The sequence below is a fragment of the Pseudomonas sp. LBUM1655 genome, from assembly GCF_059716085.1.
On the sequence record NZ_CP166801.1, the window covers coordinates 4,734,212 to 4,749,890 of the forward strand.

Here is a 15,679-nt window from a genome sequence, read left to right on the forward strand (position 1 = left end):
CGCTTATACGGTGTATTTGTCGAAATCCTCGGGTTTGATCTGCGACGACGCCGCAAAAGTATCGATGCCGATGGTGAGGTGGCCGAAGAACCCATCATCGTAAGAATCGCGACCAATGGGCCAGACAGTCAGTGTCGATGCTTCACCGTTCATGCGGGCATACAGGTCGTCCTCGGCGTTGTTGCGTGGCAACGAAGCACGGCCGCGATAGGCTTTGGCATTGAGCACCGAGCGAGAGACGACCTCGGGAAAGTACAGCTGACCGACCCAGGCCACATTGCGCTCTTCCAGGTATTCGCTACCGGCCGCGATGCGCACCGCGACATGAATGTGCAGCGCACGACCGGCATAGAACCCCGGATAAATCGTGGTAAATCGCGCCTGCCCTCGATGGTCACAGAACTGACTGCCGCGCAGATAAGTGTCATCGTCGGTGCGCGGGATCGAACCGATTGTTTCGGCATCGGCTTCCAGATCCGGATTGATCCGACTCCAACCCGAATAAGCGCCTCGCGCGTTGCAGTGCCAGATGTCCACCAGGGCGCCACTCACCGGCTCACCCGTCATGGCATCGACAATGGTCAGGCGCAGGACCAGCGGCAAGCCTTCGGCTCCTTCGCTGATGTTGCGACGCAACAGTTTTGGATTGCGAAAATACGGCCCGGGAATTTGCTCGGGGGCCAGTTGGTACACCGATTGAGTTGAGGGTGAAGCGGGATCTCGATCCATGACACATGCTCTCTTCCATAAGAAGAGCGCAGATTAGCGGCGAGGAAAAGTCAGCGTGCGGTAACTATGTATCGAGCAATGTATCCGCAACTTTTTCAGGGCAAAAAAAAACGGTGCACCGACCAAGCGCACCGTAAAGCCGTAGAACACACAACGAAGTGTCGGATAAAAATCAGTCCAGCAGCGCCAACGCCTCGGCGGTGCATTCCTGAATGCGGGCCCAATCGCCGTTCTTGATCCACTCCGGATCCAGCATCCAGCTACCGCCCACGCACATGACGTTTTTCAGCGCCATGTAGCTTTTGATATTGGCCGGGCCAACGCCACCGGTCGGGCAGAATTTAACTTCGCCGAACGGGCCGCCGAGGGCCTTGATGGCCGCGACGCCGCCGCTGACTTCAGCCGGGAACAGCTTGAAGCGGCGATAGCCAAGACCGTAGCCTTCCATGATGCCGGAGGCGTTGCTGATACCCGGCAACAGCGGAATCGGGCTGTCGACGCTGGCTTCGAGCAGGTCACGGGTGATGCCAGGGGTAACGATGAATTGCGAACCCGCCGCTTCGGCCGCTGCGAGCATGTTGCGATCGAGCACGGTGCCGGCACCGGTCATCAGTTCCGGGCGCTGGTGGCGCAGGATCTGGATCGCCTTGAGGCCGAATTGCGAACGCAGAGTCACTTCCAGTGCAGTCAGGCCACCGGCGGCCAGGGCGTCGGCCAGTGGCAGCACGTCCTGTTCGCGAGCGATGGTGATCACCGGCAGGATCCGCGCCTTGGCACAGAGGCTGTCGATCAGGGCAACTTTGTCCGCCATGGAAACGGTCGGGGATGGGGTTGTCATAGCGGCTGTTCCTTGGCTCATGGGCACCAGTAAATCTCTAACGTGGGTTGCAGAAACGCGCGAACCGGCATGGCAGCGACGTCGTCGGACGCCAGCGCGGCATTCAGGGTGGTCAGTTTCGATTGACCGGAAATCGACAGAATCTTGTGCTTGGCCGAAGCCAGTAGCGCACGGCTTATGGTCAGGCGCTGACGCGGCACGCTCGGTGCCAGCATCGGCCAGCAACGGCGCGTGCCGTCGGCTTGCAGCGCTTCAGCGAGGTTCGGGCTGTCAGGGAACAGCGAAGCGGTGTGACCGTCGTCGCCCATGCCCAGCACCAGTACGTCAATCGCTGGCAATTCCGCGAGCAAGCGGTCGGCGTTTTCCGCTGCCTGTTCCACATTCGCCGCAGCGCTGTAGAGGCTGAGGAACTGTGCCTTGGCTGCCGGACCTTTGAGCAGATACTGCTTGAGCAAACCGGCATTGCTGTCAGCGTGTTCGACCGGTACCCAGCGCTCATCGGCGAGGGTCACGACGACCTTCGACCAGTCCAGTTCCTGTTTGGCCAAGTGCTGGAAAAACGCCACCGGGCTGCGCCCGCCGGACACCACCAGCACTGCGTTGCCGCGTGCCGCAAGGGCATCGCCGAGCTGCTTGGCAACGTTCAGCGCCAGACCTTCGGCCAACAGCACCGGGCTCTTGAATTCGTGAGCGTTCACGCCCGCGGGCAGTTTCACATCAGATATCGCCATACCACGACCTCCCGTCCCGCGTGATCAATGCAATGGAGCTCATCGGCCCCCACGACCCGGCCGCATAAGGCTTGGGCGCGTCACCGGATTTTTTCCACCCGGCGATCAGCTGGTCACACCACTTCCACGCGGCTTCGATTTCATCTTTACGGACAAACAGGTTCTGATTGCCGTTCATCACTTCCAGCAACAACCGCTCGTAGGCATCGGGGATCCGCGCGCTACGCCAGGTGTCGGAGAAATTCAGTTGCAGTGGGCCGCTGCGCAGTTGCATGCCTTTGTCCAGGCCCTGCTCTTTGGTCATCACGCGCAAGGAAATGCCTTCGTCCGGTTGCAGGCGGATGATCAGTTTGTTGCTGATCTGCAGGCGCTGCTCGGGGGCGAAGATGTAGTGAGACGGTTCCTTGAAGTGGATGACGATCTGCGACAGTTTCTGCGGCATACGCTTGCCGGTGCGCAGGTAGAACGGCACACCGGCCCAACGCCAGTTGCGGATGTCGGCACGCAGGGCGACGAAGGTTTCGGTGTCGCTCTGGGTGTTGGAGTTCGGTTCTTCGAGGTAGCCCGGTACGGATTTGCCTTCGCTGTGGCCAGCGATGTATTGACCGCGCACCACTTGGGTGGTCAGACCTTCCGGGCTGATCGGCGCCAGGGCCTTGAGCACTTTTACTTTTTCGTCACGGATGCTGTCGGCGGACAGGTCAGCCGGCGGGTCCATGGCGATCAGGCAGAGCAGTTGCAGCAGGTGATTCTGAATCATGTCGCGCAGCTGGCCGGCCTTGTCGAAGTAGCCCCAACGGCCTTCGATGCCGACCTTCTCGGCCACGGTGATTTCCACGTGGGAGATGTAATTCTGGTTCCACTGGGTTTCGAACAGGCTGTTGGCGAAACGCAGGGCGATCAGGTTTTGAACGGTCTCTTTGCCCAGGTAGTGGTCGATGCGATAGGTGCGGTTCTCCGGGAAGAACTGCGCCACGGCATCATTCACTTTGCGCGAGGATTCGAGATCGGAGCCGATCGGTTTTTCCAGCACTACGCGGGTGTTTTCCGCCAGACCGACTTTCGCCAGGTTCTCGCAGATCGCGCCGTATACCGCCGCCGGAGTGGCGAAGTAAGCAATCATGCGTTGCGCGCTGCCGGCCATTTCGGCGAGTGCGACGTAATCATCAGCCTTGAGGAAGTCGACGTGCAGGTAAGTCAGGCGAGCGAGAAAGCGCTCGGCAACGGCTTCGTTCAGTTCTTTGCCGACGTAGCGGCGCAGTTCGGCGGCGATGAACGCCATGTGCTCTTGCTCGGAACCCGCTTCACGGGCCAACGCGATGATGCGCGTGTCCTCGTGCAACAGGTCGGCGCCGTCAAGGTGATAAAGGGCAGGAAACAACTTGCGCAGGGCGAGATCGCCAAGAGCGCCGAACAAGGCAAAGGTGCACGGTTCAACCGTAATCGAAGGCATGATGTTTGTTCTTTTATCAAGTTAAGCTACAAATACCTTTTTTCAAGGCATCACTCAAGGGAAAATGTAGTAATAACCACAACATTTTCGCAAAATACAGATTCCGAGTGGTGGTCGGTCGGAGCCATCAGTAGGATAGGCCACCGTTACCGGCCATATCAAAGGCCCAATTTGCATAGCCCGGCGCACTTTGCGCAGGTGAATTAGGAATTCCATATGGACCGCGTGCGAAATTTACTGGAACAGATCCAGAGTCGCCTTGAAGACCTGAACAAGGCCGAACGCAAAGTCGCCGAAGTGATCCTGCTCAACCCGCAGCAGGCCACCCGTTTCAGCATCGCCGCCCTCGCCCAGGCAGCCTCGGTGAGCGAACCGACGGTCAACCGTTTCTGCCGTTCGTTCGGCGTCAGCGGCTACCCCGAACTCAAGCTGCAACTGGCCCAGAGCCTGGCCAGCGGCGCGGCGTATGTCAGCCGCGCGGTCGAGGCCGATGACAATCCCGAAGCCTACACACAGAAGATTTTCGGCAGCGCCATCGCTTCGCTCGACAGCGCCTGCCAGGCACTCGACCCGAACCTGATCAGCCGCGCCGTCGACCTGTTGATTCAGGCCCGACAGATCCACTTCTTCGGCCTCGGTGCGTCAGCTCCAGTGGCTCTCGACGCGCAGCACAAGTTCTTCCGTTTCAACTTGGCGGTGACGGCGCATGCCGATGTGCTGATGCAGCGAATGATTGCTTCGGTGGCACACACCGGCGAGTTGTTCGTGATCATTTCCTACACCGGCCGCACCCGTGAGCTGGTGGAAGTGGCGCGCATTGCTCGGGAGAACGGTGCTTCGGTGCTCGGCCTGACGGCGGAGAATTCGCCGTTGGCCAAGGCGAGTACCTTGAGCCTGAACATTCCGCTGCCGGAAGACACCGACATCTATATGCCGATGACTTCGCGGATCATTCAGTTGACGGTGCTGGATGTGCTGGCGACGGGGATGACGCTGCGTCGCGGGGTGGATTTCCAGCCGCATTTGCGCAAGATCAAAGAGAGCTTGAATGCGAGCAGGTATCCGGTGGGGGATGAGTTCAACTGATCCAAAATCTCGGCTGACTGATCCACCCTCTTCGCGAGCAGGCTCGCTCCCACATTTGGAATGCATTTCCCTGTGGGAGCGAGCCTGCTCGCGAAGAGGCCAGCCGATTCACCGCATGGCTTCGGATCAGGCCGCAGCCCACGCCTGCAAACTCAAATGCGCCTTCTCCCCCGGCGCCAGATGCAGGCTATCGGTCCCACCCGCCGCTGCCTCAACACAGACAAACTCCGTGACCTCATCCCAGCTCACGCCCAACAACGGCCGCGACCCGGGATGCCACACCACCGTATCGCCACTGTCGCCAGTATCAATGCACAACTCGCGCTGCCAGGCGTGATCCTTGAGCTGCAATTCGCCGTCATGCTGGAACACCCGCTGACAGCCGCCATCGACCCGCAACTCACCTTCCTGCTGGCAAGCCTGGCGGTTCAATTGGTCATAACCCTGCGCGCCTTCGAGGCCAGACAGCGCTATCTCACCAACATCGCCAATACGCCAGTAAGCGTGCAAAGCCTGGCTCAACTGGCAAGGCATGTCGTCCTGATGCTCGGTGCTCAGACGTAATTCCATGCGCTCACCGAGGTGAGCGTGCAGGTCGACCTGCCAGTCGCATAACTGCAATTGCCAGTGCAGTCGCACGCCATCCTCGGCGCTGCTGCTGTCGAGCAGTTTCCAGTCCAGCAATCGTGCCCAACCATGGGACGGCCAGGCATTTTCGCTCGGATGGCGGCCATACCACGGCCAGCAGACCGGCACACCACCACGAATGGCCCCAACATGCGGCCACTTCGCCGCACACCACAACCACGGTTTTTGCCCGCGCGGCTGAAAGTGCAGCAACTGCGCGCCCTGACGACTGAACACCGCCTGACACAGCGGATGATCGATCACCAACACGTCGCGCATCTGATATCGCTCCCAGGCGAACACCGGTTGTTCACGCAGGGATTTGAAAAAGCGTTGTAGCGGATGCTCATGCATTGGCCACGATCCTGAAAATCATTGGGGTACTCAATTACCTTTGTGCCCAGTGAGAGTGAACACTGTGGCGAGGGGATTTATCCCCGATGGGGCGCGGAGCGGCCCTGAACCAATTGCATACGGTATGTCAGGGTGAAAACGGTTGCAGGTCTGGGGTCGCTTCGCAACCCATCGGGGATAAATCCCCTCGCCACAGGTATATCACCGGACGGCTATCGCAAAAAAAAGCGGACAGCCTTGGCTGTCCGCAAATATGCGCACATAGAGAGGAGCTTACCGCAGACGCGTTAGAACACGGTCTGAATTTTCAGACCGGCGACCAAAGCGTTGTCCACGGCATCCACACCGCCCGGATGGGTGATGTATTGCAGGTTAGGACGTACGGTCAGCCAGTTGGTGACATGGATGCCGTAGTTGAGCTCGTAGTTGTATTCGGTTTCACGAATCGGCGAGAACACCGGATTGTCGTAGTCCGAAACACCGTTAGACACGTTGAGCAGCTCGGCGTTTTTCTTCACGTCATCGTTGACGTGGATACGGGCGGCGCCGATACCGATGTCATCCTTCGGACGGGCGTCGAACGGGCCTTTGTAGACAAACATCACCGACTGGTAGTTGTCGATGAAGTTGGTGTCCTTGTCGTGGAACGTGGCGTTCGCCGCGATATTCAGACCGCGCGAGGCGTCACCGTTGTGGCTGGTGAGTTGCTGTTGCGCGACGAACCAGTAGCCGCTTTTGCTGCTGTGGGTCTTGTAGGCGTTGCCAGTAGTGGCAGCGTCGAAACCATTGATGTCTTCACGAACATCATCAGCATCCGCCGTGCTCTTGTAGTAACCGACGCGGTATTCGCCCGGCAGGCTGTTGACCTTCGGCGACCAGACCAGCTCGACCGGCAACACGGTGCCTTTGGTGCCGCTGCCGCTGAGTTTGAAGCCGTTGCCGTGTTCCAGCTGCGACGGGTTCTGGTTGTACGCGCCGATCTGCGCGTAGAGCTCGTCGTTGATGTTGTACTTCACGCGGATCGCGGCCTGGCTGACGGGCCAGTTGTACCAGATGTTGGTTGCCCAGTTACCCACTTGGGAGCCGCAAAACGCCAGGTTCTGGAATTCGCACGGGAAGGTGTTGAAGTCTTCGCCTTCACCGAAATAACCGGCCTTGACGTCGAGTTTGTTGTCGAAGAACTGGTGCTGAATCCACAACTGGGTCAGACGTACCATGTGGCCACGGCCGTAAACTTCCTGAGACGAACTCAAGGTACCGGCACGCGGATCGCCCACGCGGTCGTTGGAGATGTTTTGACCGTTACGGTTGGTCAGTTGGATCTTGGCCTGGGTGTTGTCCCAGCCCCACAGCTTTTGCAGATCAAGTGCCACGCCCAGACCGAACTGGTCGCTGTAGCGGCCGGTCTTGTCGTCGTTGTAGCCGCCGTTCAGGTTGGCGCCCATTTCACCGACGTAGTCCGCCTTGATGTCGATACCCTGCTCGATCAGCTTGGTCCGCTCGCCACCCCAGTCGCCGGTCATCCATTTCGAATCGGAACTGAAGGCATCCGCTGCCATCGCATTGCCGGCCAGCACCAATGCCGCCGCAGCTGACACTTGGCAGATCAACCGGGCATTGACGTGTTTCTTTTTCATCCCTACATCCTCGTCTTTATTGTTATTAACTGTTTTTATCTAACGCGGTTTACATAAAGTGCAGCATCGAACCCTGTGGCGAGGGGATTTATCCCCGATGTTCTGCGCAGCAGACCCGGCTTCTGGGGCCGCTTCGCGACCCATCGGGGATAAATCCCCTCACCACAAAAGTTTGCTCACACATGTTGATATTCAGCGGCCTTTGAACTGGGCAACGTTCGCAGACCGCGCATCGGTCTGCGGTTGGCCGGCAACACCCAACCGCTCGCCAGTCTTGGCATCGAACAACAAAACTTTCGACGGATCGAATTGCAGCGTCAGGCTCTCGCCCACCTGCGGTGCCACGTCCGGTGCCAGACGGCAGCAGACCTTGGTGTCGTTGAGGTTGACGAACACCAGAGTGTCCGGACCGGTCGGTTCAGTGACCTGCACTTCAGCGCGAATGCTCGGCAGGCCATTGCCCTCGCCGTTCGCCAGTACGATCTGTTCCGGGCGCAGGCCGAGGATCACTTCGCGATCTTCGAGACCGGCGTCCTGCATACCCATTGGCAACTCGCAACGCGCCTGGCCGCTGTCGAGCAGCGCCAGCAGACGACCGTCCTTGCGTTGCAGCCGCAACGGGATGAAGTTCATCGGCGGCGAACCAATGAAACTCGCCACGAACAGGTTGGCCGGGTCGTTGTAGATCTCTTTTGGCGTACCGAACTGCTGAATGATGCCGTCCTTCATCACCGCCACTTTGTCGCCCAGGGTCATCGCTTCGATCTGGTCGTGGGTCACGTAGACCGTGGTGGTTTTCAGGCGCTGGTGCATCAGTTTCATTTCGGTGCGCATCTCGACGCGCAGCTTGGCATCGAGGTTGGACAGCGGTTCGTCGAACAGATAGATCTTCGGCCGACGCGCCAACGCACGGCCCATCGCCACACGCTGTTGCTGACCACCGGAGAGCTGGCCCGGCTTGCGGTTGAGCAGGTGTTCGATCTGCAACAGCTTGGCCACGCGGGCGACTTCTTCGTCGATCGCCGACTGCGGCATCTTGCGAATCTTCAGACCGAACTCGATGTTCTCGCGCACGCTCATGGTCGGGTACAGCGCGTAGGACTGGAACACCATGGCGATGTCGCGATCCTTGGGGCTCATGCCGCTGACGTCCTGGTCGCCGATCATGATCGCGCCGCCGGTGATGGTTTCCAGGCCGGCGATGCAGTTCATCAGGGTCGACTTGCCGCAGCCCGACGGGCCGACGAGGATCAGGAACTCACCGTCCTTGATCGACAGTTCGATGTTCTTCAGGGTGTCCGGCAGGCCGGCACCATAGGTCTTGTTTACGTTGCGAAGTTCGAGCGTAGCCATGATTACCCCTTGACTGCGCCGGCCGTCAGCCCGCGCACGAAATACTTGCCTGCGACCACATAGACCAGCAGGGTCGGCAGGCCGGCGATCATCGCCGCTGCCATGTCCACGTTGTATTCCTTGGCGCCGGTGCTGGTGTTGACCAGGTTGTTCAGCGCCACCGTAATCGGCTGCGAATCACCGCTGGAGAACACCACACCGAACAGGAAGTCGTTCCAGATCTGAGTGAACTGCCAGATCAGGCAGACCATGATGATCGGCGTCGACATCGGCAGGATGATCCGCCGGAAAATGGTGAAGAAACCCGCGCCATCCAGACGTGCGGCTTTCACCAGCGCATCGGGAATGCTCACGTAGTAGTTACGGAAGAACAGCGTGGTGAACGCCAGACCGTAAACCACATGGATGAACACCAGGCCGGCGGTGGTGCTCGCCAGGCCCATTTTGCCGAGGGTGAACGAGGCCGGCAGCAGTACGGTCTGGAATGGCAGGAAGCAGCCAAACAACAGCAAACCGAAGAACAGCTGCGAACCACGGAAGCGCCAGAACGACAGCACATACCCGTTCAACGCACCGATGGCGGTGGAGATGATCACGGCCGGGACGGTGATCTTGATCGAGTTCCAGAAGTAGCCATCAACCGTGGCCCAGGCCTTGACCCAGCCGATGCCGCTGACCACGGTCGGCCAGCTCAGCAGGTTGCCGGTGCTGATGTCTTCCGGGGTCTTGAAGCTGGTCAGCAACATGACCACCAGCGGCACCAGATAAAGGAACACGGCGAAGATCAGCACCGCGTAAATCGCGATGCGACTCAGGCTGATCGCAGGTTTGGCAGCGAGACTAGTCATTGCGCTTGGTCCTCAGCTCGGAATACAGGTAAGGCACGATGATCGCGAGAATCGCACCGAGCATCAGAATCGCACTGGCCGAGCCCATGCCCATCTGGCCGCGACTGAACGTGAACGAGTACATGAACATCGCCGGCAGATCAGAGGAATAACCCGGGCCACCGGCAGTCATCGCGGCAACCAGGTCGAAGCTCTTGATCGCGATGTGCGCCAGAATCATTACCGCACTGAAGAACACCGGACGCAGACTTGGCAGCACCACTTTCCAGTAGATCGTCGGCATGCTCGCGCCGTCGATCTGCGCGGCACGGATGATCGACTGATCAACCCCACGCAGGCCGGCGAGGAACATCGCCATGATGAAGCCCGAGGCTTGCCAGACAGCGGCGATCACCAGGCAATAGACCACGCGATCGGGGTCGATCAGCCAGTCGAGACGGAAGCCTTCCCAGCCCCAGTCACGCAACAATTTGTCCAGGCCCATGCCCGGGTTGAGCAGCCATTTCCACGCGGTACCGGTGACGATCATCGAGAGCGCCATCGGATACAGGTAAATGGTGCGGATGAAACCTTCGCGGCGGATACGCTGGTCGAGGAACACCGCCAGCAGCACGCCGATCACCAGGGTGATGCCGATGAACATCCCGCCGAACAGGGCGAGGTTCTTGCTCGCGACCCACCAGCGATCGTTGTCGAACAGCCGCTGATACTGCGCCAGGCCGGCCCACTTGTAGTTGGGCAGGAACGTCGAAGTGGTGAACGACAGAATGAACGTCCACAGGATGTAGCCATAGAAGCCCACCAGCACGATGAACATGCTCGGCGCCAGCACCAGTTTTGGCAGCCAGCGTTGCAATGCATCGAACGGCGAGGCCTTGCTGAACACAGCAACAGAACTCATGGGGGAATCCAGTACAGGGGATTAGGGTTGCATTTGTGTTCCCTGTGGGAGCCCGCCTATGGTGAGGGGATTTATCCCCTCACCACACAGGCTCACTCCTACAGGGGCCAAGCATTACTTGGCCGACTGAATCGCCGCGCCGAGTTTCTTGGCCGCATCGGCCGGGTCGGCTTTCGGGTCGTTGATGTAGTTGGTCACTACGTCAAAGAACGCGCCCTGCACCGCCAGCGTGGTCGCCATGTTGTGCGCCATGCTCGGTTGCAAACCACCGGACTTGGCGTCTGCCAGGAAGTCCTTGGCAGCCGTCTGCGCGCAGGAGTCGAAACCGAGTTTCTCCATGTCGTTCAACATGTCGATACGAACCGGGATCGAGCCTTTGTTGATGCTGAAGACCTTCTGGAAGTTTTCACCCAGCACGACTTTGGCAATGTCCTTCTGACCCGCGGCTGTGCCGGCGTCTTTCTGCTTGAACACAGCGAGGGAGTCGATGTTGTAGGTGAACGCCTTGTCGGTGCCCGGGAAAGCTACGCACTGGTAATCCTTGCCGGCGATTTTCTTCGCGGCAGTCCATTCGGACTTGGCCCAGTCACCCATGATCTGCATGCCGGCCTTGCCGTTGATGACTTTGGCCGCCTCCAGGTTCCAGTCCTGACCTTTGCCGTCAGCGTCCATGTAGGTCGCGACTTTCTTCAGCTCGGTCAGGGCCTTGACCATTTCCGGGCCGGTCAGCGCTTTGTTGTCCAGATCGACCAGGGCTTTCTTGTAGCCATCAACACCCATGACCGACAGCACAACGGCTTCGAACACGGTGCTGTCCTGCCATGGCTGACCGCCGTGGGCCAACGGAATGAAGCCCGCAGCCTTGAGCTTGTCGCCAGCGGCGTAGAATTCTTCGAGGGTGGTTGGCGCTTTTTCGATGCCGGCTTTCTTGAAGACTTCCGGGTTGATCCACAGCCAGTTCACGCGGTGAATGTTCACCGGCACGGCCACGTAATCACCGTCGTACTTCACGGTGTCGGAGACTTTCTTGTCGAGCAGGCTGTCCCACTTCTCTGCTTTGGCGACGTCTTTCAGAACGTCGGTGTCGAGCAGACCGGTCGACGCCCATTCCTGGATGTCCGGGCCTTTGATCTGGGCAACACCCGGCGGGTTGCCGGCTACGGCACGGCTTTTCAGCACGGTCATGGCAGTTGCACCGCCACCACCGGCGACAGCGCCGTCTTTCCAGGTGAAACCGTCTTTTTCGACTTGAGCCTTGAGCACATCAACGGCAGCTTTTTCGCCACCGGACGTCCACCAGTGCACGACTTCGACCGAACCTTTGGATTCGGCAGCGGAAACACTGAGAGGCAGAATTGCGAGCGGGAACAGGGAGGCGACAGAAATGACAGTAGCGAGGCGAGAAATCGCATTCATCTGAGATGTACCTTTCTTGTTGTTATGCATTGCAAGTCTGGTGCTTGCGCTGCACAGGAGTTTAAACAGGACGTTTGCCTTCGCAGGTAACGAAGGGACGCGCGAATGTCACCACATGGTTACACATGCTGGTCACATGGCAGCGCTCTGGGACAACTGCGCCAAGGCAGAAGCCATGCTCGGTGCCAAGGGAAGACGAGGAATCAGCACCGCTTGCCAAGCGTGATAGAGATCGGGTTTACCCGCCCAGATATCGGTACTTGGGCGATTCTGCGGATCGAGTTCGTGGTGCCAGCTGCCATCGCAGCGGTCGATGAAATTCATTTCGCAAAACTCCCAGAACAGCCGGTACCAGGTTTCGTATTGCTGATCGCCAGTACGCTTGAGCAACGCGCTGGCAGCGGCGCTGGCTTCGGCGTGAGTCCAGTGCAAGCGATGGCGGACCACGGCTTTGTTGTCCCAGTCGAGGGTGTAGACAATGCCAGGCGCGCCGTCGACGTCCCAGCCATGACGGCAGTTGTTGTCGAAAAGCTTTTGCGCGTCGGTCGCCAGCCAACCCGGCGTAAGCATGCCGGCCTGGACCCGCGCGGCTTCGAGGTGCAGCAACAGCCGCGCCCACTCGAAACCATGGCCCGGCGTGGTGCCGTAAGGGCGGAAACCGTCGGCTGGATTGTCCTGGTTGTATTCACGCAGTGGCTGCCAGTTGCGATCGAAGTGTTCGATGACCAGGTAATCATTGGCGGCAGCGTGACCGTGGATCACCCGCTCGACGATGCGTTGCGCGCGCACCAGCCAGCGCGGGTCTTCAGTGACATCTGCCAGCGCGAGGAAGGCTTCGGTGGCGTGCATGTTGCTGTTGGCGCCGCGATAGGCTTCTTCTTCGCTCCAGTCGCGGTTGAAGAATTCGCGCATGGCGCCCTCTTCTTCGCTCCAGAAATACGTGTCGATGATGTCGATCGCGTCATCCAGCAAAGCCTGGGCGCCGGGACGTTGCGCGACAACGGCAGAACTCGCCGCCAGTGCAACGAACGCGTGCAGATAGGCGTTCTTGCCGGTGTTGCCGTCGCGATGTTCGGCCACCGCAAACCAGCCACCGTGCAAGGCATCCCGCAACGGCCCGCGCAGGGCGGCGATACCGTGATCGATCAGCTCGGCAAACCCCGGCAGGCCCTGAATATGGGCCATGGCGAAGCTGTGGGTCATGCGCGCGGTGTTCATGGTTTCGGCCTGCGCGCTCGCTGGCAACTGGCCGCGTTCGTCGAGGTTGCCGAAGCCTTGAGGCAGTTTTGAAGCCTTGGCGAAATCCAGCAGACGCAGGCCTTCGGCGGCGAGCCATTGCTGGTGGGCAGGGGCGTTCAGCCAACTGCTGAAGCCTGGGTTGAAGAGATCCATGGGTGGCCTTTTTTGTTGTTATGACTGCGGGGAGTCTAAACAACGGGCCGCGATGGGCTTGTAACGAAGGGGACGGGTTTTGTCACGAGTCAGTGACATTTAAAAGCAAAGTCTTTTGATTTTCAGTCCATCGAACGGGGTAGTTGCAACGTGACCCGCAACCCACCCTCACGCAAATTCTGCAACGTCACCTCACCGCCATGGCTATGAGCAATGTTGCGCGCAATCCCGAGGCCGAGCCCATACCCCTGCTGTTGCCCCGCCAACCTGAAGTGCGGTTCAAACACCTGCTCCAACCGCTGCTCCGGCACGCCCGGCCCTTCATCGTCGACATGCAGAACAAACGCACTCTCATCGTCATCGATGTGCAGATGTGCGTTCTGCCCGTACTTCAAGGCGTTGTCGATCAGGTTGCCGATGCAACGCTTCAACGCCAAAGGCTTGCCCGAATACGCCGCCAGTGCCCGCCCGTGCTGAGTCACGCGGCCATTGCCGTTCGGCGCCAGATAAGGCTCCACCAGACAATCGAGCACATGGTTGAGGTCAACCGGTTCGATGTTCTCGTGGATGTCAGTGTCTTTCACGCATTGCAGCGCGCCTTTGACCAGCAACTCCAGTTCGTCCAGATCGCGGCCGAACTTGGCTTGCAGTTGTTCGTCTTCCAGCAGTTCGACGCGCAGGCGCAATCGAGTGATCGGCGTGCGCAGGTCATGGGAAATCGCGCTGAACAACTGGCTGCGTTCGGTCAGGTAACGGCTGATGCGCTCGCGCATGGTGTTGAACGCACGGCCCACTTCGACCACTTCACTGCCGCCGCCCTCGGCCACCGGCTCGACGTCGGCCCCCAGCGACAGATCCCGCGCCGCGCGGGCCAGGCGCTTGAGCGGTCGGCTCTGCCAATGCACCAGCAAGCCGATAAACAGCAGCAGAAAACCGCTGGTGAGGACGATAAACCACACCTGCTGCGACGGCAGGCCCTGCTCTTCAAGGCTGGTGTAGGGCTCGGGCAACAGCGAGGCGATGTACAGCCATTCGCCCGGCGCCATCTGAATCTGCGTGACCAGCACCGGTGGATTCACCGGCTCAAGAGTGAGCGCATAGTGCGCCCAGGAACGCGGCAGCTCATCGAGCTTCAGGCCGGCGTTGAAGATCCGCAGGTCCTCCGGACTGACGAAGGTCACCGAGATATCAGTGTCATGGCCCAGGGATTGACGCAGCACTTCGTCGACCGCTTTCATCACTGCCGCTTTGCGCGGTGTGACCGGCAGCACGTCCATGCCCAACGGTTTGTCGTTGAGGGTCACGACAAATCGGGTGCCGCCCATGCTGCGCAACTGATCGAGTACCAGCGGCCGATACGCTACCGGCAGCGAACGAAAGTAACTGACGCTGGCGGTCATCGAATGGGCGAGGCTGCGGGCGCTGGTGACCAGCCCTTCGAGCTGGGTGGCGCGCAGTTGCGAAACCCAGATCACGCTCGACAAGGTTTGCGCGAACAACACCGCCAGCAAGGTCAGCAGCAACATCCGCCCTAGCAGCGAACGTGGCACCGGTACTTTGGCGGCGAGTTTGCGCAGCGACTCAGTGACCATTGCCGGCAACCACGTTGGCTGCCAGTTGGTAGCCGCTGCCGCGCACGGTACGGATCAGCCGTGGCGGTTTTTCCGTGTCGCGCAGGCGTTGGCGCAAGCGGCTGACGGCCATGTCGACGATGCGATCCAGCGGCATCAGATCACGGCCACGGGTGGCGTTGCCGATGGTATCGCGGTCGAGGATTTCCTGCGGGTGGTCGAGAAACAGTTTCAGCAGGGCGAAGTCGGCGCCGGAGAGAATCACTTCCTCGCCGTCGGTGTGGAACAGCCGATGGCTGACCATGTCCAGCCGCCATTCATCGAACGCCAGCACATCGCTGCCGCTGCGTTCCTGACCGAATTGCGCACGGCGCAGCAGCGCTTTGATGCGCGCTTGCAGTTCGCGGGGGCTGAAGGGTTTGCCGAGGTAGTCGTCGGCGCCGAGCTCCAGACCGATCACCCGGTCGGCTTCGTCGGAACTGGCGGTGAGCATGATGATCGGCACCTGCGCCTGACGCGGATGCTGACGCACCCAACGGCAGAGGCTGAAGCCGTCTTCGTCGGGGAGCATGACATCGAGGATCACCAGATCGCTCGGCGCCTCGTTGAGCGCCTGCCGGAAACTGGCGCCATCGGCTGTGGCCCGCACCTGAAACCCGGCGCGGGTCAGGTAGGTTTCCAGCAACTCGCGTATTTCCTGGTCGTCATCGACCAACAATATCGACTTGTTGACTGAGCTCACT

General features: G+C 59.7%; 14 protein-coding genes. 1 reads left to right on the forward strand and 13 read right to left on the reverse strand.

Going from position 1 to position 15,679, the window contains the following annotated elements; all coding sequences use genetic code 11:
* Nucleotides 1–3: 3 nt before the first annotated feature.
* From ACA074_RS21215 to zwf, 4 genes are all read right to left on the reverse strand, one after another.
* Entirely contained in the window at nt 4–729 is a 726-nt protein-coding gene (locus ACA074_RS21215; protein WP_497677745.1) for an intradiol ring-cleavage dioxygenase, read from the reverse strand.
* Between the two features lie 172 nt (nt 730–901).
* Nucleotides 902–1,567, reverse strand: coding sequence for a bifunctional 4-hydroxy-2-oxoglutarate aldolase/2-dehydro-3-deoxy-phosphogluconate aldolase (locus tag ACA074_RS21220; protein WP_497677746.1), 666 nt, complete (start codon nt 1,565–1,567; stop codon nt 902–904).
* 17 nt (nt 1,568–1,584) lie between these two features.
* The gene (gene pgl, locus ACA074_RS21225) at nt 1,585–2,298 is read right to left on the reverse strand and encodes a 6-phosphogluconolactonase (protein ID WP_497677747.1); all 714 of its coding nucleotides are present in this window, start codon (nt 2,296–2,298) and stop codon (nt 1,585–1,587) included.
* On the reverse strand, nt 2,285–3,751 hold the full coding sequence (gene zwf / locus ACA074_RS21230) for a glucose-6-phosphate dehydrogenase (protein ID WP_187679733.1): 1,467 nt from the start codon (nt 3,749–3,751) through the stop codon (nt 2,285–2,287). The genes pgl and zwf overlap by 14 nt, the downstream gene beginning before the upstream one ends.
* 225 nt (nt 3,752–3,976) lie before the next feature.
* Between zwf and ACA074_RS21235 the strand changes: the two genes are divergently transcribed.
* On the forward strand, nt 3,977–4,837 hold the full coding sequence (locus tag ACA074_RS21235; protein WP_171057240.1) for a MurR/RpiR family transcriptional regulator: 861 nt from the start codon (nt 3,977–3,979) through the stop codon (nt 4,835–4,837).
* Nucleotides 4,838–4,963: 126 nt separating this feature from the next.
* Here the strand turns inward: ACA074_RS21235 and ACA074_RS21240 are convergent, their stop codons facing one another.
* The 9 genes from ACA074_RS21240 to ACA074_RS21280 form a co-directional block, all read right to left on the reverse strand.
* The gene (locus ACA074_RS21240; RefSeq protein ID WP_305439395.1) at nt 4,964–5,818 is read right to left on the reverse strand and encodes a D-hexose-6-phosphate mutarotase; all 855 of its coding nucleotides are present in this window, start codon (nt 5,816–5,818) and stop codon (nt 4,964–4,966) included.
* 287 nt (nt 5,819–6,105) lie between these two features.
* Nucleotides 6,106–7,455 carry a carbohydrate porin gene (locus ACA074_RS21245; RefSeq protein WP_489878894.1) on the reverse strand — a complete coding sequence of 450 codons (1,350 nt, stop codon included), beginning with the start codon at nt 7,453–7,455 and terminating at the stop codon, nt 6,106–6,108.
* 192 nt (nt 7,456–7,647) lie between these two features.
* Nucleotides 7,648–8,808 (reverse strand): ABC transporter ATP-binding protein, encoded by a 1,161-nt coding sequence (locus ACA074_RS21250; RefSeq protein ID WP_489878893.1) that lies wholly within the window; start codon nt 8,806–8,808, stop codon nt 7,648–7,650.
* 2 nt (nt 8,809–8,810) lie between these two features.
* On the reverse strand, nt 8,811–9,656 hold the full coding sequence (locus ACA074_RS21255) for a carbohydrate ABC transporter permease (RefSeq protein ID WP_497677748.1): 846 nt from the start codon (nt 9,654–9,656) through the stop codon (nt 8,811–8,813).
* Nucleotides 9,649–10,557, reverse strand: a complete 909-nt coding sequence (locus ACA074_RS21260) for a carbohydrate ABC transporter permease (protein WP_187679738.1) — start codon at nt 10,555–10,557, stop codon at nt 9,649–9,651. Before ACA074_RS21260 ends, ACA074_RS21255 begins: the two co-directional genes overlap by 8 nt.
* A gap of 114 nt (nt 10,558–10,671) precedes the next feature.
* The gene (locus ACA074_RS21265; protein WP_187679739.1) at nt 10,672–11,973 is read right to left on the reverse strand and encodes an ABC transporter substrate-binding protein; all 1,302 of its coding nucleotides are present in this window, start codon (nt 11,971–11,973) and stop codon (nt 10,672–10,674) included.
* 132 nt (nt 11,974–12,105) lie between these two features.
* The gene (locus ACA074_RS21270; RefSeq protein ID WP_497677749.1) at nt 12,106–13,365 is read right to left on the reverse strand and encodes a D-mannose isomerase; all 1,260 of its coding nucleotides are present in this window, start codon (nt 13,363–13,365) and stop codon (nt 12,106–12,108) included.
* 122 nt (nt 13,366–13,487) lie between these two features.
* Nucleotides 13,488–14,957: an ATP-binding protein gene (locus tag ACA074_RS21275; RefSeq protein ID WP_187679741.1), complete on the reverse strand. Its 1,470-nt coding sequence runs from the start codon at nt 14,955–14,957 to the stop codon at nt 13,488–13,490.
* Complete coding sequence (locus tag ACA074_RS21280; RefSeq protein WP_003227460.1) at nt 14,947–15,678, reverse strand: response regulator; 732 nt, start codon at nt 15,676–15,678, stop codon at nt 14,947–14,949. The genes ACA074_RS21275 and ACA074_RS21280 overlap by 11 nt, the downstream gene beginning before the upstream one ends.
* Nucleotide 15,679: the final 1 nt, after the last annotated feature.

Coding starts and splice junctions, on each gene's coding strand:
- ACA074_RS21245 (WP_489878894.1), bottom strand. CDS start 7,455: ATGAAAAAGAAACACGTCAATGCCCGGTTGATCTGCCAAGTGTCAGCT.
- zwf (WP_187679733.1), bottom strand. CDS start 3,751: ATGCCTTCGATTACGGTTGAACCGTGCACCTTTGCCTTGTTCGGCGCT.
- ACA074_RS21275 (WP_187679741.1), bottom strand. CDS start 14,957: ATGGTCACTGAGTCGCTGCGCAAACTCGCCGCCAAAGTACCGGTGCCA.
- pgl (WP_497677747.1), bottom strand. CDS start 2,298: ATGGCGATATCTGATGTGAAACTGCCCGCGGGCGTGAACGCTCACGAA.
- ACA074_RS21215 (WP_497677745.1), bottom strand. CDS start 729: ATGGATCGAGATCCCGCTTCACCCTCAACTCAATCGGTGTACCAACTG.
- ACA074_RS21220 (WP_497677746.1), bottom strand. CDS start 1,567: ATGACAACCCCATCCCCGACCGTTTCCATGGCGGACAAAGTTGCCCTG.
- ACA074_RS21260 (WP_187679738.1), bottom strand. CDS start 10,557: ATGAGTTCTGTTGCTGTGTTCAGCAAGGCCTCGCCGTTCGATGCATTG.
- ACA074_RS21270 (WP_497677749.1), bottom strand. CDS start 13,365: ATGGATCTCTTCAACCCAGGCTTCAGCAGTTGGCTGAACGCCCCTGCC.
- ACA074_RS21240 (WP_305439395.1), bottom strand. CDS start 5,818: ATGCATGAGCATCCGCTACAACGCTTTTTCAAATCCCTGCGTGAACAA.
- ACA074_RS21265 (WP_187679739.1), bottom strand. CDS start 11,973: ATGAATGCGATTTCTCGCCTCGCTACTGTCATTTCTGTCGCCTCCCTG.
- ACA074_RS21255 (WP_497677748.1), bottom strand. CDS start 9,656: ATGACTAGTCTCGCTGCCAAACCTGCGATCAGCCTGAGTCGCATCGCG.
- ACA074_RS21250 (WP_489878893.1), bottom strand. CDS start 8,808: ATGGCTACGCTCGAACTTCGCAACGTAAACAAGACCTATGGTGCCGGC.